Annotated in this window: 23 protein-coding genes; 12 read left to right on the top strand and 11 right to left on the bottom strand. The window is 73.0% G+C overall.

Annotated elements, in window-relative coordinates; translation table 11 throughout:
• Positions 1-95: 95 nt before the first annotated feature.
• Positions 96-650: an NAD(P)H-dependent oxidoreductase gene (locus ASC64_RS16890; protein WP_056908695.1), complete on the bottom strand. Its 555-nt coding sequence runs from the start codon at positions 648-650 to the stop codon at positions 96-98.
• A 72-nt stretch (positions 651-722) separates the two neighbouring features.
• On the opposite strand from ASC64_RS16890, the gene ASC64_RS16885 reads away from it, so the two are divergent.
• Positions 723-1,313: a TetR/AcrR family transcriptional regulator gene (locus ASC64_RS16885; RefSeq protein ID WP_235563794.1), complete on the top strand. Its 591-nt coding sequence runs from the start codon at positions 723-725 to the stop codon at positions 1,311-1,313.
• Positions 1,314-1,321: 8 nt separating this feature from the next.
• On the opposite strand, the gene ASC64_RS16880 is transcribed toward ASC64_RS16885, so the two are convergent.
• Together ASC64_RS16880 and cimA are read right to left on the bottom strand one after the other, a co-directional pair.
• Positions 1,322-1,681 carry a DUF6264 family protein gene (locus tag ASC64_RS16880; protein ID WP_156385251.1) on the bottom strand — a complete coding sequence of 120 codons (360 nt, stop codon included), beginning with the start codon at positions 1,679-1,681 and terminating at the stop codon, positions 1,322-1,324.
• Positions 1,682-1,691: 10 nt separating this feature from the next.
• Positions 1,692-3,272, bottom strand: a complete 1,581-nt coding sequence (cimA, locus tag ASC64_RS16875) for a citramalate synthase (RefSeq protein WP_056908693.1) — start codon at positions 3,270-3,272, stop codon at positions 1,692-1,694.
• Between the two features lie 298 nt (positions 3,273-3,570).
• On the opposite strand from cimA, the gene ASC64_RS16870 reads away from it, so the two are divergent.
• Both ASC64_RS16870 and ASC64_RS16865 read left to right on the top strand, forming a co-directional pair.
• Positions 3,571-3,915 carry a TraR/DksA family transcriptional regulator gene (locus tag ASC64_RS16870; protein ID WP_056908692.1) on the top strand — a complete coding sequence of 115 codons (345 nt, stop codon included), beginning with the start codon at positions 3,571-3,573 and terminating at the stop codon, positions 3,913-3,915.
• A gap of 51 nt (positions 3,916-3,966) precedes the next feature.
• Positions 3,967-4,578 carry a maleylpyruvate isomerase N-terminal domain-containing protein gene (locus tag ASC64_RS16865; protein ID WP_056908691.1) on the top strand — a complete coding sequence of 204 codons (612 nt, stop codon included), beginning with the start codon at positions 3,967-3,969 and terminating at the stop codon, positions 4,576-4,578.
• 7 nt (positions 4,579-4,585) lie between these two features.
• Here the strand turns inward: ASC64_RS16865 and ASC64_RS16860 are convergent, their stop codons facing one another.
• Positions 4,586-5,194, bottom strand: a complete 609-nt coding sequence (locus ASC64_RS16860) for a DUF5709 domain-containing protein (RefSeq protein ID WP_200937852.1) — start codon at positions 5,192-5,194, stop codon at positions 4,586-4,588.
• A gap of 137 nt (positions 5,195-5,331) precedes the next feature.
• Between ASC64_RS16860 and ASC64_RS16855 the strand changes: the two genes are divergently transcribed.
• Both ASC64_RS16855 and ASC64_RS16850 read left to right on the top strand, forming a co-directional pair.
• Positions 5,332-5,625, top strand: coding sequence for a virulence factor (locus tag ASC64_RS16855; protein WP_056908690.1), 294 nt, complete (start codon positions 5,332-5,334; stop codon positions 5,623-5,625).
• Positions 5,622-6,506, top strand: coding sequence for a homocysteine S-methyltransferase family protein (locus tag ASC64_RS16850; protein ID WP_200937851.1), 885 nt, complete (start codon positions 5,622-5,624; stop codon positions 6,504-6,506). The genes ASC64_RS16855 and ASC64_RS16850 overlap by 4 nt, the downstream gene beginning before the upstream one ends.
• Positions 6,507-6,526: 20 nt before the next feature.
• Here ASC64_RS16850 and ASC64_RS16845 read toward each other — a convergent pair whose 3' ends face one another.
• Positions 6,527-8,209 (bottom strand): serine/threonine-protein kinase, encoded by a 1,683-nt coding sequence (locus tag ASC64_RS16845; protein ID WP_056908689.1) that lies wholly within the window; start codon positions 8,207-8,209, stop codon positions 6,527-6,529.
• Positions 8,210-8,426: 217 nt separating this feature from the next.
• Here ASC64_RS16845 and ASC64_RS16840 point away from each other — a divergent pair, with 217 nt between their 5' ends.
• The 4 genes from ASC64_RS16840 (at position 8,427) to ASC64_RS16825 (ending at position 13,119) form a co-directional block, all read left to right on the top strand.
• Positions 8,427-9,977, top strand: coding sequence for a hypothetical protein (locus ASC64_RS16840; protein WP_156385250.1), 1,551 nt, complete (start codon positions 8,427-8,429; stop codon positions 9,975-9,977).
• Between the two features lie 40 nt (positions 9,978-10,017).
• Positions 10,018-11,253, top strand: a complete 1,236-nt coding sequence (locus ASC64_RS16835) for a hypothetical protein (protein WP_156385249.1) — start codon at positions 10,018-10,020, stop codon at positions 11,251-11,253.
• 91 nt (positions 11,254-11,344) lie between these two features.
• On the top strand, positions 11,345-12,478 hold the full coding sequence (locus ASC64_RS16830; protein WP_156385248.1) for a sensor histidine kinase: 1,134 nt from the start codon (positions 11,345-11,347) through the stop codon (positions 12,476-12,478).
• Entirely contained in the window at positions 12,475-13,119 is a 645-nt protein-coding gene (locus ASC64_RS16825; RefSeq protein ID WP_056908685.1) for a response regulator, read from the top strand. The genes ASC64_RS16830 and ASC64_RS16825 overlap by 4 nt, the downstream gene beginning before the upstream one ends.
• Here the strand turns inward: ASC64_RS16825 and ASC64_RS16820 are convergent.
• From ASC64_RS16820 to ASC64_RS22200, 5 genes are all read right to left on the bottom strand, one after another.
• Positions 13,098-13,775, bottom strand: coding sequence for a DUF2306 domain-containing protein (locus ASC64_RS16820; RefSeq protein ID WP_056908762.1), 678 nt, complete (start codon positions 13,773-13,775; stop codon positions 13,098-13,100). The genes ASC64_RS16825 and ASC64_RS16820 overlap by 22 nt on opposite strands.
• A gap of 100 nt (positions 13,776-13,875) precedes the next feature.
• Positions 13,876-15,762 (bottom strand): Na+/H+ antiporter NhaA, encoded by a 1,887-nt coding sequence (gene nhaA / locus ASC64_RS16815; RefSeq protein ID WP_235563793.1) that lies wholly within the window; start codon positions 15,760-15,762, stop codon positions 13,876-13,878.
• Between the two features lie 46 nt (positions 15,763-15,808).
• Positions 15,809-16,891: a branched-chain amino acid aminotransferase gene (locus ASC64_RS16810; RefSeq protein WP_056908684.1), complete on the bottom strand. Its 1,083-nt coding sequence runs from the start codon at positions 16,889-16,891 to the stop codon at positions 15,809-15,811.
• A gap of 70 nt (positions 16,892-16,961) precedes the next feature.
• The gene (locus ASC64_RS16805) at positions 16,962-18,050 is read right to left on the bottom strand and encodes a 3-isopropylmalate dehydrogenase (protein ID WP_056908683.1); all 1,089 of its coding nucleotides are present in this window, start codon (positions 18,048-18,050) and stop codon (positions 16,962-16,964) included.
• Between the two features lie 10 nt (positions 18,051-18,060).
• On the bottom strand, positions 18,061-18,201 hold the full coding sequence (locus ASC64_RS22200) for a hypothetical protein (protein ID WP_156385247.1): 141 nt from the start codon (positions 18,199-18,201) through the stop codon (positions 18,061-18,063).
• A 440-nt stretch (positions 18,202-18,641) separates the two neighbouring features.
• Between ASC64_RS22200 and ASC64_RS16800 the strand changes: the two genes are divergently transcribed.
• The 3 genes from ASC64_RS16800 (at position 18,642) to ASC64_RS16790 (ending at position 21,394) form a co-directional block, all read left to right on the top strand.
• Positions 18,642-19,208 (top strand): O-methyltransferase, encoded by a 567-nt coding sequence (locus ASC64_RS16800; RefSeq protein WP_056908682.1) that lies wholly within the window; start codon positions 18,642-18,644, stop codon positions 19,206-19,208.
• Between the two features lie 61 nt (positions 19,209-19,269).
• On the top strand, positions 19,270-19,926 hold the full coding sequence (locus ASC64_RS16795) for an ABC transporter ATP-binding protein (RefSeq protein WP_056908681.1): 657 nt from the start codon (positions 19,270-19,272) through the stop codon (positions 19,924-19,926).
• The gene (locus tag ASC64_RS16790; protein WP_056908680.1) at positions 19,916-21,394 is read left to right on the top strand and encodes a DUF6297 family protein; all 1,479 of its coding nucleotides are present in this window, start codon (positions 19,916-19,918) and stop codon (positions 21,392-21,394) included. The genes ASC64_RS16795 and ASC64_RS16790 overlap by 11 nt, the downstream gene beginning before the upstream one ends.
• Here ASC64_RS16790 and yczE read toward each other — a convergent pair.
• Positions 21,367-22,068: a membrane protein YczE gene (gene yczE / locus ASC64_RS16785; RefSeq protein ID WP_056908760.1), complete on the bottom strand. Its 702-nt coding sequence runs from the start codon at positions 22,066-22,068 to the stop codon at positions 21,367-21,369. The two genes, ASC64_RS16790 and yczE, sit on opposite strands and share 28 nt — an antisense overlap.
• Positions 22,069-22,123: the final 55 nt, after the last annotated feature.

Raw genomic sequence — 22,123 nt, 5'->3', positions numbered from 1 at the left:
CCGCCGTAGTCGCCTACGTTCCGGACGCCCGGACGGCGTAGTCCCCTACGTTCTGGACACCTGATCGGTGCAGAACGTAGGGGACTACCGGGGTGTCAGGCCGCGACCTCGACCTCGTGCGCGACGAGCGCGTCGAGGGCGCCGAGCAAGCGCTGCACGGCGGCCTCGTTCTCCAGCGGGTCGCCCTCGACGGCGGACTCGTCGACGACGATGCCGTCGACGACGACGGCGCCGGCGATGGTGGCGGAGTGGCGGGCGTGCTCGTGCGACCACTTGCCGCCGTACGGCGTCGGGGTGGCGCCGATGGCCGCGAAGGGCTTGCCCACGATGGCGCCCTGGCCGTAGGGGCGCGACAGCCAGTCGATGGCGTTGTTGAGCACCGCCGGCATGGTGCCGTTGTACTCGGGGGTGACGGCGAGGATGCGGTCGGCGCCGGCGACGGACTCGCGCAGCGCGGTGGCGGCGGCGGGAACGGTCTCGCCGTCGAGCTCCTCGTTGTAGAACGGGACGCTGTCGAGGCCCTCGACGACGTCGACGGTGACACCAGCGGGGGCGTGGTCGCGGAGGTGCTCGGCGATCCGGCGGTTCAGCGAACCGGAGCGACTGGAGCCGAGGAGGACGGCGACACGGGTCTGCTTGTCAGTGGTCATGACGGTCGAAACGGACCGTGGTCCGCTTCTATTCCGTGGCTCGCGAACTTTTCTCGCACCTAGGCTGGCGGGGTGACCCACCTGCTGCCGATGGCGGACGACCCCGCCCCCGAGCGGGCCGACGCCGCGCGCAACCGTGAGGCGATCCTCGCAGCCGCGCTGCACCTCGTGGAGACCCGGGGCGTCGGGTGCGTGACGATGGACACCGTCGCCGCGGAGGCCGGGGTGGGCAAGGGCACGCTGTTCCGGCGTTTCGAGAGCCGCGAGGGGCTGATGGCCGCCGTGCTCAACACCTCGGAGAGCCAGTGGCAGGCCTCGGTGCTCTCCGGTCCCCCGCCGCTCGGACCGGGCGCGCCGCCGATGGAGCGACTGCTGGCCTTCGGCCACTCGCGCCTGCGGACCAACCTCACGCACAGCGCCCTGATCGCGGCCGCCGGCCAGCCCGGCGCCCGCTCGGCTGCGGCGATGTCGTTCGCCAACATGCACGTGCGCTACCTCCTCGGCGAGCTCCACGTCCGCGGCGACCTGCTGATGCTGGCCACCGCGCTCCTGGCGCCCCTGGAGCTGGTCGTGCTCGACCAGCAGGTCACCCGCGAGCAGCTGCCGGTCGAGCGGGTCGAGGCCGGCTGGGACGACCTGGTCCGGCGGGTCGTCGGCGCCTGAGGTCCGCCTCAGCCGACGGCTGTGAAGGTGAGGAGGGCGCCGAGCGCCCAGAGCACCGCACCGACGACGACCGCGACCAACGGCACCCACCACGTGGACCTGCCGCGCACCCACCTCACGACCACCCCAACGAACGCCGCGACGCCGACCACGATCGGCGAGATCGCCGAGGTGCCCACGCCGAGCGTCATCAGGGCGTCGTTGCAGGTGTTCGCCATGCAGCCGTCCGAGGCCATCGCCGTCAGCAGGCCCATGAACCCTGCGATGGGCACGAGGACCGCGAGGCCCACCAGGAGCAGGACGGTGACGACCCGGTCGACGGGCGAGACCGTCGCGCGTCGATCGGCGTACGACGTCGGCTGGCTCACGCCGAGCAACCTAGCGGTGCTGCCGCCTCAGGCCGAACGTCAGCCCGTCGACCAGCGCGCCCCATGACGCCTCGATCACGTTGGCGCCGACGCCGACGGTGACCCACGACGACTCCCCGTCGGTGGTCTCGATCAGCACCCGCGTGATCGCATCGGTGCCGTGGCCCTGGTCGAGGATGCGCACCTTGTAGTCGATCAGCTCGAACTTCGCGACCTCCGGGAAGGCCTGCCCGATCGCTTCGCGCAGCGCCGCGTCGAGGGCGTTGACCGGGCCGTTGCCCTCCCCCGTCACGACGTAGCGCACGCCCTCCGCCTTCAGCTTCACGGTCGCCTCGGAGACCGCCTCACCGTCGGTGCGGGTCTCGGTGATCACACGCCACGACTCGACGTCGAAGTACGCCGGTCGCGTGCCCTCGACCTCCTCGGCGAGCAGCAGCTCGAAGGAGGCGTCGGCGGCCTCGAAGGTGTAGCCGCGCTGCTCGAGCTCCTTGACGCGCGCCGTCACGCGGGTGACGAGCTCGCGGTCGTCCGACAGGTCGTAGCCGAGCTCCTTGCCCTTCAGCTCGATCGACGCCCGGCCGGCCATGTCGGAGACCAGCAGGCGCATGTCGTTGCCGACGACCAGCGGGTCGAGATGCTGGTAGAGGTTCGGGTCGACCTTGATGGCGCTGGCGTGCAGCCCGGCCTTGTGCGCGAACGCCGAGGTGCCGACGTAGGGCTGGCGCGACGCCGGCGGGACGTTGGTGACCTCGGCGACGGCGTGGGCGATGCGGGTGGCCTCGCGCAGCAGGCCCTGGGGCAGGACCGTGCGGTCCAGCTTGAGCTCGAGGTTGGCCACGACGGTGACGAGGTCGGCGTTGCCGGTGCGCTCGCCGTAGCCGTTGATGCAGCCCTGCACGTGCGTGGCGCCAGCGGCGACGGCGGCGAGCGAGTTGGCCACGGCGCAGCCGCTGTCGTTGTGCGCGTGGATGCCGACGCGCGCGCCGGTGGTGTCGATGACGTCGAGGACCACCTCGGACACCCAGTCGGGCAGCATGCCGCCGTTGGTGTCACAGAGGGCGACGACCTCCGCACCGGCCTCGGCGGCGGTGCGCAGCACCTCGAGGGCGTAGGCCCGGTTGGCCTGGTAGCCGTCGAAGAAGTGCTCGGCGTCGAGGAAGACCGTCTGCCCCTCCTCGCGCAGGTGCGTCACCGTGTCGCGCACCATGGCGAGGTTCTCCTCCAGGGTGGTGCGCAGCGCGAGCTCGACGTGCCGGTCGTGCGACTTGGCCACGAGCGTCACGACGCCCGCCCCGGAGTCCCGCAGGGCCGCGACCAGCGGGTCGTCCGCCGCGCGTACGCCGGCGCGTCGGGTCGCGCCGAACGCCGCAAGCCGCGCGTGGGTGAGGTCCAGCTCCTCCCGCGCGCGGCGGAAGAACTCGGTGTCCTTGGGGTTCGCCCCCGGCCAGCCACCCTCGATGTAGCCCACGCCGAGCCCGTCGAGCTGCCGCGCGATGGACAGCTTGTCGGCGACGGAGAGGTTGAGCCCCTCCTGCTGCGCGCCGTCGCGCAGGGTGGTGTCGTAGACGTGGAACGCGCCGTGCAGGTCCATCGGGGGTCTCTCTTCGAGTCGTGTGGATTTCGAGACGGGTCGCACCCGGCTGGCGCCGTGTGCCGACCCTCCTCAACCTCCCGTTCCGGTCGGGGCCTTCGCACGCTCAGGCCCCGGAACGTGAAAAAACCTCCTGGGGTGCAGGAGGTCGGCGCGGCGGGGTGTCCCGTCGCGCTAGGCAATGATGATCGTGCTGGTGCTCACGGGAGCATCGTGCCACCGATGTCGTGCTCGTGAGATCGGCGTCTCGGCATCCGGTCCCCGGCGGGCTGTCGGTGCCCCGACGCAGGATGGGGTCGTGGACATCCGTGAGCGTCTCGAGGCCGAGCGCCGGCAGGCGCTCGCGCGTCTGGCGAGCCTGACGGGTGACTACGACGCGGTGGTGGCCGCCTCGCTCGACACCAACGCCGACGACGAGCACGACCCGGAGGGGCACACGATCGCCTTCGAGCGCTCGCAGATCGGCGCGCTCGTCCGGCAGGTGCGCCACCACGTGGCCGAGGTGGAGGCGGCGCTCGAGCGCGTCGAGGACGGGACCTACGGCGTGTGCGAGCAGTGCGGTGGTCCGATCGCCGAGGCCCGGCTCGAGGCACTGCCCGCCACCCGCAGCTGCATCACGTGCGCCGCGCGCCCGCGCAGGTGAGGGGCGCGCTCGAGCGCGACCTGTTCCACAAGGCCTGAGTAGCCTCCAGCCATGTCCTGGACCTGGCTGGACTCCCGCGCCGCCTTCGCCGACGCGGCGTCGTGGTTCGTCGCCACCACTGCGCTCGTGGGCGACCGGTGGTCCGAGCCGGGCCTCGGCGAGTGGGACGTGCGCAGCCTCGTCGGTCACACCAGCCGTGCCCTCCTGACGGTCGAGGCCTACGTCGACCAGCCCGCCGACCGGGTGGAGGTCGAGACGGCGGTGGCCTACTTCCTGAAGGCCCGGAGCCTGGCCGACGACGCCACGGTCGCCGAACGCGGCCGCCGGGCGGGCGAGGCGCTGGGCACGGACCCGGCCGCGGTCGCAGGCATCGCCACGCGCGTGGTCGCGCGGGTCGAGCGGTGCGCCGGCGACGAGCTCGTCACCACGATCGCCGGCGGGATGCGTCTCGCCGACTACCTGCCGACGCGGACCTTCGAGCTGGTCGTGCACACGGCCGACCTCGCCGCGGCGATCGGCGTAGCTGCCGAGCCTCCGCCCCGCGCGGCCGCCCAGGCACTCGAGCTGGCGACGAGGCTGGCCGTCGAGTCCGGCACCGCCGCGCGACTGCTGCGGGCCGTGACCGGCCGGGAGGGACTCCCGGCCGGCTGGTCGGTCCTGTGAGGACGGTTCACTGCGTGCCGTCGGGCTCCGCGTCGACGACCTCGGAGTCCAGCAGCGCCGGGTCGAGGGCCACCGGGTCGTCCTCGACGTGCACCGCGGCCTCCTCGGCACCTGCTCCGGCACCGTCGATGCCCATGTCGTTCGCGACGAGGTCCTTCTCGGTGTCGGTGCGGACGCCCTCGTCCTCCGCGACGAGGCGTCCGGCGCGCTCACCGTCCCGGCCCTCGACGTCGGCCTGCACGGCCTCGCCGTCGGTGGAGTCCTCGGCGACGAGCGGCGCGAGGTCACCGCGCTCGGCCTCGCGGTCCGCGACCTCGTAGGGGTCCGGCTCGGGGACCTCCTGGTCCGTGCGCTGCTCCAGCGACTCGCCCTGGCTCTCCTCGAGCGGGGTGTTGCCGTAGCCCTGCGCGGCCGACCACTTCTCCGGCGGCGAGTAGCCCTCGTCGAGCGGCTCGGAGAGTCCCCGGTCGTCGACCAGGCTGTCGCCCTCACCCTGCGGCTGGTTCTCGTCGTCGACGCTGTAGCCGTGGTAGCTCTCGTTGTCGGTCGTGTCCCCGGTGACGTCGACGGCGGGGTCGGTGCCGATCTCGGTGTCGATGTCCGGCTGCTCGGGCATGGGGCCTCCTCGTGTTGGTGACGTGAGGACGCTAGTACCCCGTTCCGTCGTCCTGAACGGCGAGGAACCTCACAGTCGCGCCGTTCACCCGCCGGACGACCTCCCCGGGACGTGGCCGTGCGACCTAGGCTCCCGGCATGACGGACTACCAGGTGACGCGGTGGCGGGAGCTGCCGTCGATGGTCGCGGCCCGATCGGGCGACGAGACGGTCAAGACCACGCTCGCCCCGCGCTTCCAGGAGGCGATCGACGAGGCCGCGATGCGCCTCGGCGACACCGGCGCCGACGACTACCTCGCGGGCTGGGACCGCTCGGCGTGGACGGAGGCCGAGGGCTCGCCCGCCGACGTCCTCGACCGGGTCGTCGCCGGGCTCGAGGCCGAGTGGCCGGCCGAGCGCGTCGCCGGCTACCTCGACGGGCTGGGCCGGTGAACCGGCTGGCGTCGCTGCTCGGCGCGAACCGTCCGGTGCTGCTCGACGGCGGCATGGGCACGCTGCTGCAGGACAGCGGGCTCGAGGACGGCGCCCCCGGCGAGCTGTGGAACCTGGAGAACCCCGACGCGGTCCGCGCCGCGCACACGGCGTACGCCGACGCGGGCTCGCGGATCCTGACGACCAACACCTTCGGCGGCACCCGGCCGCGGCTGGACATGCACGGCCTGGGCGACCGCCTGGCCGAGGTGAACCGGCTCGCGGCACAGGTCGCCCGCTCGGTGGCCGACCCGCGCGGCCTGCTGGTCGCCGGCGACCTCGGACCGACCGGCGAGCTGCTGTCGCCACTCGGGACCATGACGTCCGAGGAGGCGCAGGCGATCTTCGCCGAACAGCTCGCCGGACTGGTCGAGGGCGGCATCGACCTCGTCCTCGTGGAGACGCTCAGCGACCTCGGCGAGGCCGACGCCGCGCTGGCCGCCGCGCGCGAGGTCGCGCCCGACCTGCCGGTCGTCGTGACCATGAGCTTCGACACCAACGTCCGCACGATGATGGGCGTGCGCCCGGGCGACGCGGTCGCGCACCTCGCCGCAGCCGGTGCCGACGCGGTGGGCGCCAACTGCGGGCGCGGGCCGGAGGAGATGGAGCTCATCGCCGCGGAGATGGTCGCCGCCCGCACCGGCGACGTGCTCCTGGTGGCGCAGTCCAACGCCGGGCTGCCGCAGGTCGTCGGCGACCACTTCGAGTACGACGCCACCCCGGCCGACCTGGCCGCGCACGCCCAGCGGCTGGCCGCGCTCGGCATCGACCTGGTCGGCGGCTGCTGCGGCTCGACGCCCGATCACATCGCGGCGGTGCGGGCGACCCTGACGACCGCCTGAGCGCCTGGCTGGCGGGCGGCTCAGAGCCAGCCGGGCAGGCGCACGTCGGAGAACGGTGCGGAGTCGTCGGGCGTCCAGTCCGTGCCCTGCGCCGCGACCGCGGCGCCGAGGCCGGAGGCGACGGCGGCGACCAGCAGGGTCGCGAGCAGCCAGGGGACGCCCCGGCGTGCGAGCGGGTCGACGACCCGGTGGATCGGCGACTGCAGGCGCTCGGAGCCGGGACCCCACCAGGTGCCGAGGGCGAAGAACACACCGATCACGGTGAGCGAGGTGGTCATCGAGAGCGACGCCGCGAAGCAGACGAGGGCGACCGCGACGGCGATGCCCAGGCTCCAGAAGAGCAGCAGCACCGTCCCGCCGAGCCCGGCCACCACGTGCCACGGCGCGGCCAGCATCACCTGGATGCCGTCGTACCACCGGGCGCCGCGACGGTTGCGCCGGTCGGCCGACGAGCTGGCGGCGATGGAGGCGCTGCGCAGGATCCAGACGGCGATCGCGCTCACCGCGAGGGCGACCCACGGCGCGAAGGCGACCGCGCCGGTGACCACACCGGCTCCGGCGAGCAGCAGCAGCGAACGACGTACGCGCTCCCCTGCCGGCACGCGCTCGCGCGGGGCGGGACCGTACTCGGCGGAGACGTACTCGGTGCTGCCGTCCGGCAGCACCCTCGTCCGGCGCTGGGGGATCGTGTGCTCGTCGTGGGCGGGCTCCTCGTGGAACCCGTCCGGGCCCCGACCCGGATCCCAGTCCGAGGACCAGTGCACCGGCTCCTGGACCACCGGCGGAGCGGTGCCCACGCGCGTCGGCGCCTCGTGGTCCTGGAAGGCTGCTGCGGCGTAGGGCAGGGTCACCGGGTGCGGCACCGGGCGGGGCTCGCGCGGCTCGCCGTCGGCCAGGTCCTCGATCCAGTCGCGCACCTCGTCGAGCGTCGGCCGGTCCTCGGCGGCCGGTGCGAGAGCCTCCTCGACCAGGTCGAGCACCGCTGGGTCGAGCCCGGTCAGGTCGTGCTCGCCGCGGCGGACACGGTCCATGATCGCCACGGACGGCCCGCGGCCGAACGGCGCGCGTCCGGTGCCGGCGTAGGCCACGGTGGCGGCCCACGCGTGCACGTCGGAGGCGACCGTGGCGTCGTCGCCGTAGAGGATCTCGGGCGCGAGGTAGCCGGGGGTGCCGAGCAGCCAGCCGTTCATGGTGATGCGCGAGTCCTCGGCGACGCGGGCCAGGCCGAAGTCGATCAGGATGGGCGTGCGGCCCTCCATGATCACGTTGGACGGCTTGACGTCGCGGTGCAGCACGCCGACCGAGTGGACCGCCTCGAGCGCCTCGGCGAGGCAGTCGGCGAACCACAGCAGGTCATCGCCCGCCAGCGCGCCCTCCTCCTGCACGTGGTCGTGCAGCGAGAGGCCCGGGACGTAGCGGGTGGCGACGAAGGGGATGTCACCCCACGGGTCGGAGTCGACGATCTCGGCGATGCGGCGGCTGCGGATCCGGGTCAGCGAGCTCACCTCGCGGGCGAGCCGGCGCCGGGCCTCGTCGTCGCCGACGACGTGCGGGCGCAGCACCTTGATCGCGACCGGCCGCTCCCCCGGCCTCTGGCCCAGGTGGACGACACCCATCCCGCCCTCGCCGAGGCGGGCGCGCAGCGTGTACCCGCCCACGGTCAGCCCGGCCGGCGGCGCCTGCGGGCGCGGGGAGGTCGTCACCCCCCGAGGATACGGGCGGCGCAGGCCATCGGTTCGATCCCTCGACACGCGGCGGGGCGCGCTGACGGGAACCACCTGCTGCTGACGGTCGCCGGCTGTCTCCTCCCGGACGGTCTAGGCCACCTGACGGTGCCGGGTGCTCGACCCGCGGAACTTCCCTACTCTGGAAGGTCACGAGGTGCCGGGTCGGGAAGGCACCTCCAGCGGGGTGATGACCATGCGGACGAGGCTCTGGGGGCGGGTGGTCCCGATCGTGCTCGCGGTCGTCGCGGCGCAGGCCATCGCCGTCGTCGAGGCTTCAGCCGCCTCCGGGACCGATGTCGACTCGTTCGACGGAGTGACGCTCAACGACACCGACGGCGCCGGTCGCGAGGTGCCCTACGTCGGCGGTCCGCGCGACTTCGACTCCCCCGCTTTCGACACCGGCGCATTCAGCCTGCAGGCCGAGGAGCTGGCGTCCGGGGGCGGCTTGCACGGCTGCCTGACCCCGTCCGGCCCGGTGTACGCCGGCCGCACCGGATGGGTGCGGTTCGACCCGGGCGCGAGCGGACGCATCGAGGTCGTCGCCGAGACCCCCGGCTACGACTCGGTGCTCGTCGTCCGCTCCGCCGCGGATGCGGCGTGGGGCAGCACCCGGCTCGCCGACGCGGGGACCACGGTCTCCTGCGTCGACCGGGTGACCGACGCGGGTGACGAGGCCGTCACGGGCGTCGCCGTGACGGCCGACCGGGTCTACTTCGTGCAGGTGGGTGGTCGCTGTGCCTCGGGTCCCGAGACGTGCCAGGACGCCAACACGCCGGGCGGGGCGACGCGGGTCCGGGTGCGCTTCACCCCGGACGACTCCGACGGGGACGGCGTGGCCGACCGGCAGGACAACTGCGAGGGGCAGGGGGCACCGGGACGGGTGACCTCGGACGGCTGCCCGGATGCGGACTCCGACGGCGTCGCGGACGCGGCGGACTCGTGCCCGGACCTTGCCGGGGTGCCTGCCGCCGCCCCCTACAACGGCTGCCCGGACGGGTTACGGCCCCCGACACCCGGCACCGAGCCGTCCGTCACGATCCAGAGCCGCACGACGCACGACACCTACAGCACCTCGACGCGCAACGTCGACCTCCTCCTCAACTGGCCCAAGGGCGCGGACTCGGTGGCGATCCGCAACGGCCGGGGCAGGACGCGGGTGCGCGACCTGGCACGGGTCGTCGGATGGCGTCTCCCGGGCTCCAAGCGCCCGACGGTCCGCGAGGTGCAGGTCCGTTTCCGCGGGCCGCGCATCGCGGACGTGGTCGCCGTGGACACCATCGTGCTCGACCCGACGTCGCCGGACGTCGAGGCATCGCTGGTGCTCGAGTCGGCCCAGGGGTGGTACGTCGGCGTGAACCTCGCGGACAGTGGGACCGGCGTCCGCTCGGTCAGGCTGCTGGACGAGGACAAGCGTCCTCTCGACGCCAGTGAGCAGGTCTGCTCCCTCGACGACTGCGAGGGCGACGTCGACCTCGCGCTCACCGCGAGCTCGCGCCGGCCGGCCTACATCGAGGTCGTCGATCCCTCGGGCAACACCACAGTGGTGCAGCTCGACCGGACCAGCTCGGCATCCAGATGTCCGGGGGGCGAGCCGATCCCCTACAAGTCGTCGTACACGCGGCTGGAGTGCGTCGAGCTCACGCAGCTCTGCGGTTCGCTCAAGCCGCTCCTCATCTGGTCGGTGTCGAAGGTCGTGCGGTGCCGTCTCGTCGCTCGTACGACGTTCCGCGTGGTGCCACGATGACGCGCCCGCGCCTCACGCGATCGCCCTGACCGTGACCTGGGTGATCGTCACTGCGGTGGCGCTCGGGGCGCTCGGCCTGCTGGCGGAGATGCTGTGGACGACGCCGCCCGGCGGGGTCTCCCCGAGAGGGATCGGCCTCGGCCTGTGCGTCACCCTCCTCGGCGGGGTCGGTGCTGCTGCGCTGATCCGCGTGGAGGTGCGGCCCCCACCTGAGCAGCGCGGCATCGGTGTCGCCGTCGAGGGGATCGACCCACCGACGGAGCAGCGCGCCTTCGACGCCGGGCTCACCTTGTCGATGTCAGCGCGGGTGCGCGAGTGCGGTGAACCGGTGGACGTCCGCCTCACGCTCGCGCCCACCGCGGAGTTCTGGATCGACAACCGCCGCGACCTCGCCCGCTCCGCGACGGTGCGGTTCGCCATCCCGGACGGACTGCCTGCGGACGCGGACGTGGGCGACGTGCTGCAAGGGCTGCACGCATGGACCGGCAACGGGTTCGCGCCGTTCGCGACCGGGGTCCCGACGGACCCGGTCGACGCGGACCTGGGCGTCACGGCCACGAAGGCGTCCCACGCCGTGTTCGTGGAGGTCGACGTCCCCAGCTGGGGCGAGCTCCTCACCCCGCTGACCCTGCACTTCCGGGCCGACTGGACCAGCGGACGATCGGTGCTCGAAGGCTGCTACGTCACGCTGCCCGCGGTGGCAGGTCTGCCCACCGTGCTCGGCACGGCGCAGCTCACCGGCGACGCCTACGCCCGGGAGGCCGGGGACGACGATGGCACCGTCGGGGTGTTCGTCGTCGTCTCGGAGGAGGCGGGCCTCCAGGCCGACTACGACGCGACGCTCGAGGTCGCCCGAGGTGTCACGTCGCTCGACCTGGGCGACCACGTCCTCCAGGGAGGAGCGACCTTCCCGGCGCCCGACTCGAACTTCGGTAGCGCACCTGCGTGGACGTGCCGGAGCGCGCTCCCGCGCTCGATCGACCGTGGACAGCTCGAGAAGGGCGCGGAGGCCACCGATCTCTACTTCCCCCTCGAGGCGCTCGACGCCGGGACGATCAGCTTCTCCGCGCAACAGCAGGAGGCGCTCCTCGCCCAGGGGACGTGCGCCTCCTTCGTCGCCATCGAGGGCGCCTCGGCCGGGACGATGCGCGACCTGGGGCTGATCGTCACGGGCACCGTCATCGCCTTCGGTATCGAGCTGTTCCGCACCGGCGTACGCCGCCGGAAGCGCGAACCGAGGCCGGCCGGGCCACACGTGTCCGAGAGATCGCCCTGACGCGACGTCCCGGAGGGCGACTTCTCGGACACGTGTCCCCTCGGTCATCCGGCCGATCCGGGTGACGACCACGGACCACTACGGTTTCCGCATGCTCACCCAGGTCCGGTCGCTGGCGCGCCTGCCCGCGCCGCCGGACGCACGACCCGCGACGGTGTGGGACTACGCCTTCGTGGCAGCGGTCGCGGTGATGGCGGTCGTCGAAGCGACGTTGCTGAGGCCGGGGCTGGAGCAGCGATGGCTCTCGCTGGCAGCGTTCTTGGTCTGGCTCCCGACGCTGCTCGTGCGCCGGACGCGGCCCGTCGTCACGGTGACGGTGTTCGCCGTGGTCATGTTCGTGCCCGTCGTCGTGGCCTTCGAGTCCTCGGGGCGCCCGCCGGACGACCTTCACACCGGCGTGGTCGCCCTGCTCATCCCCTACTCGATCGCTCGTTGGGAGACCGGGTTCGGCGTCGTCCGGGGCCTCTTCCTGTTCCTCCTGGTGGCCAGCAGCTCGTTGCTGTGGGAGGGCACCCCGACCGAGGACCGGATCGGCGGCTCCGCCGTCATCGCTGCGGCTGCGGCCATCGGCCTCGCCGTCCGCACGCGCTCGATGCTGCACACGCGCCAGCTCGACGTCGTACGCCAGCAGGAGCGGGAGCGGCTGGCGCGAGACCTGCACGACACCGTCGCCCACCACCTCACCGCCATCGCGATCAGCGCGCAGGCCGGGCTCGCGGTCGCCGATACGCGGCCGGAGGCCGCGCGCGATGCGCTGCGGCGCATCGACGAGGAGGCCACCCGCACCCTGGCCGAGACCCGCAAGGTGGTGCGGATGCTCCGGACCGACGACGAGGTCGCGGAGCGTCCGCTCGACGACCTGGCCGGTCTCGCGAGCCAGGCCGGTGCCGGGCCGCGCGTCGAGGTCGACGTGGCCGAGGGGCTGGGCGACCTCTCCCCCACGGTCGCGGCGGCCGTCCAGCGGATCGCCCAGGAGGCGGTCGCCAACTCGCGGCGTCACGCCGACGGCGCGACGACCGTCCAGGTCCGGGTGAGGCGCCAGCACGACGACGTCGAGCTCGAGATCACCGACGACGGCCGTCCGGCCGCGCGGACCGGCCAGGGGTTCGGCATCGTCGGGATGACCGAGCGGGCCGTGCTGCTCGGTGGGAACCTGGAGGCCGGCCCGGCACCGGGCGGCGGCTGGCGCGTGGCCGCGACCCTGCCCGCGGAGGAGCGACGATGAGCCTGCGTGTGCTGGTCGCCGACGACCAGGAGATCGTCCGCACCGGGCTCGCGATGATCCTGGGCGCCCAGGACGGCATCGAGGTCGTCGCCACCGCTGTCGACGGTCAGGACGCCGTCGAGCAGGCACGTGAGGTCCGGCCCGACGTCTGCCTTCTCGACATCCGGATGCCGCGGCTCAACGGGATCGAGGCCACCCGCGCGCTCGCCGGCCCCGACGTGGCCGACCCGATGGCGGTCGTGGTCGTCACGACCTTCGACCTCGACGAGTACGTCTACGGCGCGCTGCTCGCCGGCGCCCGGGGCTTCCTGCTCAAGGACTGCGGGCCCGAGCTGCTCACCCATGCCGTCCGCGCGGCCGCCGACGGCGGATCCCTGATCGCACCGACGGTCACCACCCGCCTGCTCAGGACGTACGCCGACCGCGACGTCCCGTCGCAGCCCACCTCATCGCTGACGGAGCGTGAGGAGCAGGTGCTGGTCGCGGTCGCGCGGGGACTCACCAACCACGAGGTGGCGGCCGAGCTCTTCATCTCGCTGAGCACCGTGAAGACCCACCTGGGCGCGCTGATGATGAAGCTCGGCGCGCGCAACCGGGTCGAGCTCGCGCTCTGGGCCTATCAGACCCGTCGACTGGGCTGACCGGACTGACGCGCCTGGGACCGCCGGACCAACCACTCGGCCACGACCAGGTTGAGCACCCACGCGAAGGCCATCCCGCTCGCCTTCAGCGTGCCGCCGGGCTGATCGACGACGAGGACCATCGGGCCGAGGACCAGTGCCTGCGTGCCGGCACCCTGCCCGACGGCGTACGCCCGGGCCATCCAGCGCTGGTGCGTGCGCTCGTCGCGGCGCCGGATCGCGAGCAGCCCCAGCACCAGTCCCGCGACCATGAGCGAGCCGAAGAGCAGCCGGAACCACATGAGCGCGGCGTTGTCGTAGACGGGCAGGTCGGCGAACGCCGCCATCCACATCCCGCTCAGCGCGGCGGCGAGTCCGGCCGGGACCAGCACCCGGCCGCTCCAGCGGTGCCACCGCGGCCGGCGGCGGCGGAAGGACGGCATGAACTGGAACGCCCCGAGCACGCAGAAGGTCGTGGCGCCGAGGATGTGGACGATGATCGGCGCCGGGAGGTCGAAGAAGCGGGCGTTCTCCTCGGTTCGGCCGGAGGACAGGTCGACCAGCCGCGCGGCGCCCGCGGCGGCCGGCACGAAGGTCAGCGCCAGCAGGCTCGCAGGGATCCACCACTCCCGCCGGGTGCGGGCGGGGGCGCTCGGTCGGACTGCGGTCGTCGTCATGACCACGAGCCTCGCTGGACCCAGCGCGCCGCGGATCGGCCCGGAGGCCGGACGGGGTCAGCCGATCGGCCGAGGCAGACGTCGGACCCGTGCGGCGGCTTCAGCCCCCGAGGGGTGAGCCGCTCCTGCTGGCCTCGAGCGCGGTGATGAGGCTGCGAGCGTCGTAGGGGCCGGTGTGGCGGGTGTCGCCGACGAAGAAGGTCGGCGTGCCGCGGACACCGCTCTCCTCGGCCGACGCGACGTCGTGCTCCACGTGCCGGGCGACGTCGTCGTCGTCCAGGTCGCGCATGAACTGCTCGACGTCGAGCCCGACCTCGGCGGCGTAGCCCACGAGGTCCTCGAGCTCGAGCTCGTCCTGGTGCCCGAAGAGCACCACGTGCATCTCCCAGAAGCGTCCCTGCCGCGCGGCCGCCTCGGCGGCCAGCGCCGCGAGCTCGGCGTGCGGGTGGACGGGCAGCGGCAGGTGGCGGGTGACGTAGCGGAGCCGGTCGCCGAAGTGGGCGCGCAGCTCGTCGCCGACCCCGCTGACGCGGGCGCAGAAGGGGCACTCGTAGTCGAGGTACTCGACGAGCGTGAGCGGCGCGTCGACCGGCCCCAGGATGTGGTCGCGCTGCGGGTCGACCGGTCGGCTGAGCAGGCGCGGGAGCGCTGCGTCGTCCTGGCCCAGCACGCGTGCCGAGAAGCGGAAGGCGGCCCACCCGGCGAGGCTCGCGAGAACCGCGGCGAGGAGCACCCCGACGCGTGCCTGGTCCTGCAACCGGGTGGAGTCGAAGGCGAGGCTGATGATCAGCAGCGAGACGGTGAACCCGATGCCCGACAGGGCGCCGCCGGCGAGCGTGTGACCGAGGCCGACACCCTGGGGCAGCCGGCCCCAGCCGAGCCGCACGCTGGCGTAGGACCCGGCGAAGATGCCCACCGCCTTGCCGACGACGAGGCCGAGCACGATGCCCCACATCAGGGTCGAGGTGAAGGAGTCGCCCAGCACGCCGTCGCGCAGGTCGACGCCGGCGTTCGCCAGCGCGAAGACGGGTACGACGACGCGGCTGGTGGGCCCGTGCAACGCCTCCTGCAGCCGCTCGTTGACCGAGATCGCGCGGGTCAGCGAGCGCCGGGCCGCCCTCTGGACGCCCGGCATGGGCGACTGGCGGAAGGCGCGGAACCGGCGGGCCGCCTCCTCGACGTCCGAGCGCCGCGGGTCGAGCGCAGGGACCAGCAGGCCGCTCAGCATGCCGGCGATCGAGGCGTGCACGCCGGACTCGAGGGTGGCGACCCAGAGCACGAGGACGACCAGGACGTAGGGCGCGGCCTGCCACACGCCGGTGCGGTCGAGGACGAGCAGGACGACCAGGCACGCCGCGGCGACGGCCAGAGCGAGCATCGAGAGGTCATCGGAGTAGACGACGCCGATCACGCTGACCGCGACGATGTCGTCGATGACGGTCAGGGTGAGCAGGAAGATGCGCAGCTGCGTGGACACCGACGGCCCGACCAGCGCCATGACACCGAGCAGGAAGGCGGTGTCGGTGCCGATCACCGCGCCCCAGCCCGCCGCCTCCTCGCCGGACGGGTTGAGCGCGAGGAAGATGGCGGCCGGCACGAGCATGCCGGCGATGCCCGCGACGAGCGGCACGACGGCACGGCTGCGGTCGGTGAGCTCCCCGATCGCGAACTCCTTGCGCACCTCGAGGCCGATCACGAAGAAGAACACGACCATCAGGCCGTCGTTGATCCAGTGGTGCAGGTCCATGGTGAGACCACCGCTGCCGACCCGGACGGACAGCTCCGTGTGCCAGAGGTCGACGTAGGACTGCGACCAGGGCGAGTTGGCCCAGACGAGCGCGACGACCGAGGCGACGACGAGCAGTCCCGCCGAGCCCGACTCGGTGCGGATGAAGTCGCGCAGCGAGCGCGGGCTCTGTGCCTCGTAGGCGACGGCGCCGGAGCAGACGGACTGGTCGGGATCGATCTGGGCCTTCGCCGTGCTCACCACCCGAGGCTAGCGGGGATGCGGTCGCCCGCGACCGGCCAGCGACTCAGCAGACCTTGTGCATCCAGCCGAACGTGTCCTCGCTGCGGCCGAACTGCATGCCCACCAGGGCGTCGCGGATCTGCATGGTGAGCTCGGTGCTCGCCGGCGCGGGCGTCGCGCCCGACGGGCTCCGGAGCTCGCCGACCGGCGTCACCACGGCGGCGGTGCCGCACGCGAAGATCTCGGTGATCTCGCCCGAGGCGACGCCGTCGCGCCACTCGTCGATGGAGAACTTCCGCTCCTCCACCGCGTGGCCGAGCTTGCCGGCGAGCTCGATGATCGAGGCGCGGGTGATGCCCTCGAGGATCGTCCCGGTCTCGGGCGTCACGATGCGCCCGTCGCGGTGGACGAAGAAGAGGTTCATCCCGCCGAGCTCCTCGATGTAGCGGAACTCCTGGTCGTCGAGGAACACGACCTGGTCGCAGCCCTTCTCGATCGCCTCGCGCTGCGCGGCCAGCGACGCGGCGTAGTTGCCGCCGGTCTTGGCGGCGCCCATGCCTCCGCGCCCGGCACGGGTGAAGGTCTCGGAGAGCCAGAGGTTGACCGGCTTGATGCCGCCCTTGAAGTAGGCGCCGGCCGGCGAGGCGATCACCATGAACGTCACGTGCTGGGAGGGACGCACCCCGAGGAACGTCTCGGAGGCGAACATGAACGGCCGCAGGTAGAGCGACTTCTCGCCACCCCCCGCGGAGTTGTCCGGCACCCAGCGCTGGTCGGCCTCGACCAAGGCGTCGACGCAGGCGACGAAGTCGTCCACCGGGAGCTCGGGGAAGGCCAGCCGCTGCGATGAGCGCACCATCCGGGCGGCGTTCTGCTCGGGACGGAACGTCCAGATCGAGCCGTCCTCGTGGCGGTAGGCCTTCATGCCCTCGAAGGTCTCCTGCGCGTAGTGCAGCACCGCCGTCGCCGGGTCCAGCGTCAGCGGACCGTAGGGCGTGATGCGTGCGTCGTGCCAGTCCTTCTCCGGCGTCCACTCGACCGTGAGCATGTGGTCGGTGAAGTACGTCCCGAAGCCGGGGTTCGCGAGGATCTCGGCGAGTCGGGCGTCGTCGACGGGCGTGGGGTTGGCGGTCGTGCTGATCTGCATGGGGTCAACCTATTCCAAGGGTCATGGTCTCGGTACGGCCCTCGTCCTCGCCCGACGACCTCGGGCGAGGTCAGAGGCGGGCGGCGATGGCGTCCCCGACCTCGCTCGTACGACGACTCGTGCCGGGCGTGCGCCCGGCGAGGTCGGCCAGCACGGCCGCCTCGATCGCGGCGGCGGCGTCGGCGTGGCCGAGGTGCTCGAGGAGCAGGGCGCCGGAGAGGATCGCGGCGGTCGGGTCGGCCTTCTGCTGCCCGGCGATGTCGGGGGCGGAGCCGTGGACGGGCTCGAACATGGAGGGCGCCGTCCGGTCGGGGTTCACGTTGCCGGAGGCGGCCAGCCCGATGCCACCGGTGATGGCGGCGGCGAGGTCGGTGATGATGTCGCCGAAGAGGTTGTCGGTGACGATCACGTCGAAGCGGGCGGGGTCGATGGACATGAAGATCATGGCCGCGTCGATGTGCATGTAGTCGGTCGTCACGTCCGGGAACTCCGCGCCGACCTCCTCGAACAGGCGCCACCAGAGCGAGCCCGCGTTGACGAGGACGTTGGTCTTGTGGACCAGCGTCAGCTTCTTGCGCGGCCGCTTCTGCGCTCGGGCGAAGGCGTCGCGCACGACGCGCTCCACGCCGTAGGCCGTGTTGACCGAGACCTCGGTGGCCACCTCGGCGGGGGTGCCGACGCGCAGGGCGCCGCCGTTGCCCGTGTAGGGGCCTTCGGTGCCCTCGCGCACCACGACGAAGTCGATCTCGCCCTTCTCGAGCACGGCGTCGGCCAGGGGTGAGGCCGATCCGGGGAAGAGCCGCGACGGACGCAGGTTGACGTAGTGGTCGAGCTCGAAGCGGAGCCTGAGCAGCAGGCCACGCTCGAGGATGCCGGGCGGCAGGTTCGGGTCGTTGGGCTTGCCGCCCACCGCTCCCAGCAGGATCGCGTCGTGCCCGCGGATCTCCGCGAGCACCGAGTCGGGCAGCACCTCGCCGGTCGCGAGGTAGCGCTCCGCGCCGAGGTCGTAGCGCGTCGACTCGAACTTCACCGGCGAGGCGACCTCGAGGACCTTGAGGGCCTCGGCGGTCACCTCGGGACCGATCCCGTCGCCGGGGATGACGGCGAGGGCGTGGCTCCCGGTGGCCGGTGCGGACGCGGGCTGCTGGGTGTCGGACATGCGGCGAAGGCTAGTTGTCGTCCGGCCGCTGGCCGCCGCCGTCTCGCAGGTCAAGCGCGGTCTGGACGGCGACGGCCGTGTTCTCGGCGCTGAAGGCGTTGTCGGGGTCGTGGGCCGCCGGGCCCCACGAGTCGGGATACATGTCGTACATCGGTCTCACTCCTGTGCGGTGTCCTGCCGGTTGGGGCAGGGATGGCGATCGGGTGGTGTGTCCGAAGCCACCGACACCGCGGCGGGTGAGGGAGCAGGGGGTTGCGGGGATCGCCCGGGCCCGGCTGCCGGCCGACGAGCATGCGGATCGCGCAAGGACTGCGTGGACCCGACACGGAGGCGGCGGCTTCGAACTCAGAGAGGAAGCTCTCTGGCGAAAGGCCGGGCGGCGGACCTCGTCAACGCCGAACACCGCGACGAGGTGGCCTTTCTTCAGGCCCCGCCGCGGCGATCGATAAGTACGAAGACGCTCCGCATGGTGTGACGACTGTACGACCGACCGGCGGTCGTGCGCACCCGGTTTGCGAAACGTGTCAGATCGTGAGACGTCGGACCGCCCCCTGAGACCTGCGGGTGTGGGATGACAGACTCGGCGGCCTCATGTCTGCCCCTCCCGATCTTCCCCACATCGTCTCGCGAGCCTTCGATGTGTGCCGCCAGGCCGGCTACGTCGCCTTCTGCCGCAACGAGACCGGCCGCCTCCTCGCGACCCTGGCGGCCACCCGCGGCGGCACGATGGCCGAGTTCGGCACCGGGTGCGGCGTCGGCACCGCGTGGCTGCGCAGCGGCGTACGCAACGGGGCGCGGATCCTGACCGCCGAGCTCGACGAGTCGCTCGCGGGTGCGGCGCAGCAGATCTTCGAGGACGACGCCAAGGTCGAGGTGCTGGCGGCCGACTGGAGCGTGCTGCGTGAGCACGGCCCGTTCTCGCTCCTCTTCCTCGACTCCGGCAGCCCGTCCGAGGTGGGCGTCGACCAGGTCATCGACCTGGTGGAGCCGGGCGGCATCGTGGTGCTCGACGACTTCGCCCCCTGCGAGTCCTGGCCGCCGATCACCTACGGCCGCGTCGACACCCTGCGCGAGCAGTGGCTCACCGACGAGCGGTTCACCGCCGTCGAGGTGATGGTCGCGACCGACGCGTCGGCCGTCATCGCCACGCGCCGCTGACCGTGGCGTCGCGCCACTGACCTCCCCGCGGAGGTTCCCAGCGGCCTGCTTGGATGTCGCCATGCCGAAGAAGACGGCCCCGGCGCTGCTGACGGTCCGAGGGATCTCGCGCACCTTCGGCGACCGCACCATCCTGGACGGGGTCGACCTCGACGTGGCCGAGGGCGAGGCGGTCGGTGTGGTCGGGCCCAACGGCAGCGGCAAGTCGACGCTGCTGCGGTGCATCGTCGGGGCGGACGAGGCTGACGCGGGCGAGGCCGAGCTGACCGGGCGCGCGCTCGACGAGCGGGAGCCCAGCATCCGGCGCGACCTCGCCGTGGTGATGGACGACCTGGACTTCTTCCCCGACCTGTCCGTGGTCGAGCACCTCGACCTCGTGGCGCGGGCCCACGCCCAGCCCGACGCCGAGGAGATCGTCAACGTCGTCCTCGACGAGGTCGGGCTGATGGAGGTGTCCGGGCAGCTGCCCTCGACGCTCTCGTCGGGGCAGCGACGCCGGTTGGCCCTGGCGAGCGCCTTCGTCCGGCCGCGGCTCCTGCTCGTGCTGGACGAGCCGGAGGCGCGGCTCGACGTTGGCGGCGTGCACTGGCTGGGCGAGAAGCTGGTCGCGGAGAAGGCGGCCGGACGCGGCATCCTGCTCGTGAGCCACGACCCCGACCTCGTCGAGCGGGTGTGCGACCGCGTGGTGCGTCTCGGGCCCACCGCCGATGACACCTGAGCACACCACCGGGGTCCCCACGGCGCGGGAGGTCCGGGCCGAGATCCGGGACTGGCGGCGCGGGCGCGCGGACCTGGCGTGGGGCGAGGTCCTCTCCGACGCCTACGTCGCGCTCTTCTGCCTGGTGATGGTGGCGGCGATGGGCGGCAACGTCGTGCTCAGCCTGCGGCGCCTCGCCGACGACACCTGCGTCGGCGCCTGCGTCGAGGTCCGCGCGGCCGCGCCGTGGCTCGCCTCGCTGGCACTCGCCCTGCTCGCGCTCGGCCTGGCCCGGCTGCTGGGCCCCGTGTTCAGCCCGCCGGCGGCCAACGCCTGGCTCCTCAGCACGCCGGTGGACCGCGGGTCCCTCCTCCGGCCCGGGTGGTGGCGCACCGCGGCGCTCGCGGCCGGCGGGGCCGGCCTGGCGCTCATCGCCCCCGCAGCGCTCGGAGGGCTGTCCGGTTCCGCCGCGGTGCTGTTCGTGGTGGCCGGTGCTGCGGCGTCGCTGGCATGCGTGGGTGTGGCGGCGCTCTCCCAGGTCCGGGAGGACGCCATGGCCCGCCGGCTGTCGTGGACGGTCGCCGGCGCCCTGTGGGTCGGCCTCGGTCTCGCCGCGACGGACGACCTGGGATCGCTCCCCACCCTGCCCGCAGCCGTCGGCATGGCGCTGGCCGTGCTGGTGGTGCTCGCCGCGCTGGCGCTGTTCTGGGTCGCGCGGCGCGCGGTCGGGACCGTCACGCGGCGCGTCCTCGGCTACACCGAGAACCTCTCCCCCAGCCTGTCGGGCGCCCTCTCCTCGGTGGACCTCGGACTGATGTACGACGTCCTGCTCGCCCGCCGGTGGGGCCGCGGGGCTCACGTCCGGACGCACACCGGCGGCCCGCTCGGCTGGTGGGCGCTCGTGCACCGCGACCTCCTGCGCGCCCGGCGCGCGCCGCAGCCGTTCGTCCTGCTCGCCGGCCTGCTGCTGGTGCCCTACGCGGCCGCCGAGGCGGGTGCCGGCCGGGCCGTGGTGCTGGCCACGACGCTGGCGGGGCTGCTGGGCGGTCCGGCGCTGTGCGCGGGGCTGCGGGTCGTCGTACGGACGAGGAGCCTGGCCCGGATGATGCCGTTCCGGCGCCAGTCCATCCTGCTCGCGCACCTGGTCGTCCCGGGGTCGGCGCTCATGCTCTTCGCCGTGGCCACCACCGGCACCTTGCTGCCGCTCACCGACACCGGCAGCGCGGTCAACCTCGCCATCGCGTGCGGGTTGTCCTCGATCGCCGCCACGGTGCGCTGGGTGACGGGGAAGCCCCCGAACTACGCCGCTCCGATGCTGAGCTCACCAGCCGGTGGCGTGCCCACCGGGGTGTTCTCCAGCGTGGCGCGGGGATTCGACGTGTGGGCGTTCACCGCCCTCCCGCTGATGTTCGGCCACACCGGGATGCTGGTGTCGACCCTCGTCAGCCTCGGCGTGATCGCCTACCTGGTCTCCGACGGCGCCGGCTGAGCCGCGGGCGCCAGCACGTCGACGGTGAACCACGGCAGCATCAGCTGGGTGAGCGGCCCGATCGCGAGCGCGTAGACGACGGTCCCGAGACCGAGGACTCCCCCGAGCAAGAGACCGATCACCACGACCGCGACCTCGAGGCCGGTGCGCACCAGGCGCAGCGAGAGACCCGTGCGCCGCGCCAGGCCGGTCATCAGGCCGTCGCGCGGACCGCGGCCCAGCTGCGCGCCGATGTAGAGCGCGCTGGCGAGGCCGCAGAGCGCCACGCCGCCGACCATCAGCGCGATCCGCGCCCACATCGCGTCCGGCCCAGCCAGGACCGCGAGGGTCGCGTCGGCGGACAGGCCGACCACGATCGCGTTGCTGATCGTGCCCAGGCCGGGCATCTCCCGCAGCGGGATCCAGAGGACGAGCACGACGAAGCTGAACAGCACGACCGCCTGGCCGAGGGTCATCGGGACGTGGCGGATGAAGCCGGAGTGCAGCACGTCCCACGGCGCCAGGCCGAGCGAGCCGCGCACCATCATGGCGAGCGAGACGCCGTAGAGGAACAGCCCGACGTAGAGCTGCGGCAGGCGGCGGGCGAGGCGTCCCGCGCGGAGCTGGGCGAGCGGGCCCAGGTCGACGAGGACGCCACGAGAGGTCGTGCTGGCGGGAGAGATGGTGCTGCGCATGCGGACCATTCTGTGCCGGGATTGGCCTTGTTGGACATAGCCAATCGTGGAACAG

Source organism: Nocardioides sp. Root122 (assembly GCF_001425025.1).
Taxonomy (GTDB): domain Bacteria; phylum Actinomycetota; class Actinomycetes; order Propionibacteriales; family Nocardioidaceae; genus Nocardioides.
Note: the sequence above shows the minus strand (reverse complement) of the source record. Positions and strands in the feature narration are given on the sequence as shown.

Bases quoted from the DNA above. Each gene is read 5' to 3' on its own strand.
- ASC64_RS16805 (WP_056908683.1), bottom strand. From the start codon at position 18,050: ATGTCCGACACCCAGCAGCCCGCGTCCGCACCGGCCACCGGGAGCCAC.
- ASC64_RS16825 (WP_056908685.1), top strand. From the start codon at position 12,475: ATGAGCCTGCGTGTGCTGGTCGCCGACGACCAGGAGATCGTCCGCACC.
- ASC64_RS22200 (WP_156385247.1), bottom strand. From the start codon at position 18,201: ATGTACGACATGTATCCCGACTCGTGGGGCCCGGCGGCCCACGACCCC.
- ASC64_RS16810 (WP_056908684.1), bottom strand. From the start codon at position 16,891: ATGCAGATCAGCACGACCGCCAACCCCACGCCCGTCGACGACGCCCGA.
- ASC64_RS16855 (WP_056908690.1), top strand. From the start codon at position 5,332: ATGACGGACTACCAGGTGACGCGGTGGCGGGAGCTGCCGTCGATGGTC.
- ASC64_RS16860 (WP_200937852.1), bottom strand. From the start codon at position 5,194: ATGCCCGAGCAGCCGGACATCGACACCGAGATCGGCACCGACCCCGCC.
- ASC64_RS16890 (WP_056908695.1), bottom strand. From the start codon at position 650: ATGACCACTGACAAGCAGACCCGTGTCGCCGTCCTCCTCGGCTCCAGT.
- ASC64_RS16830 (WP_156385248.1), top strand. From the start codon at position 11,345: ATGCTCACCCAGGTCCGGTCGCTGGCGCGCCTGCCCGCGCCGCCGGAC.
- ASC64_RS16865 (WP_056908691.1), top strand. From the start codon at position 3,967: ATGTCCTGGACCTGGCTGGACTCCCGCGCCGCCTTCGCCGACGCGGCG.
- ASC64_RS16795 (WP_056908681.1), top strand. From the start codon at position 19,270: ATGCCGAAGAAGACGGCCCCGGCGCTGCTGACGGTCCGAGGGATCTCG.
- ASC64_RS16840 (WP_156385250.1), top strand. From the start codon at position 8,427: ATGCGGACGAGGCTCTGGGGGCGGGTGGTCCCGATCGTGCTCGCGGTC.
- ASC64_RS16820 (WP_056908762.1), bottom strand. From the start codon at position 13,775: ATGACGACGACCGCAGTCCGACCGAGCGCCCCCGCCCGCACCCGGCGG.
- ASC64_RS16800 (WP_056908682.1), top strand. From the start codon at position 18,642: ATGTCTGCCCCTCCCGATCTTCCCCACATCGTCTCGCGAGCCTTCGAT.
- ASC64_RS16790 (WP_056908680.1), top strand. From the start codon at position 19,916: ATGACACCTGAGCACACCACCGGGGTCCCCACGGCGCGGGAGGTCCGG.
- yczE (WP_056908760.1), bottom strand. From the start codon at position 22,068: ATGCGCAGCACCATCTCTCCCGCCAGCACGACCTCTCGTGGCGTCCTC.
- cimA (WP_056908693.1), bottom strand. From the start codon at position 3,272: ATGGACCTGCACGGCGCGTTCCACGTCTACGACACCACCCTGCGCGAC.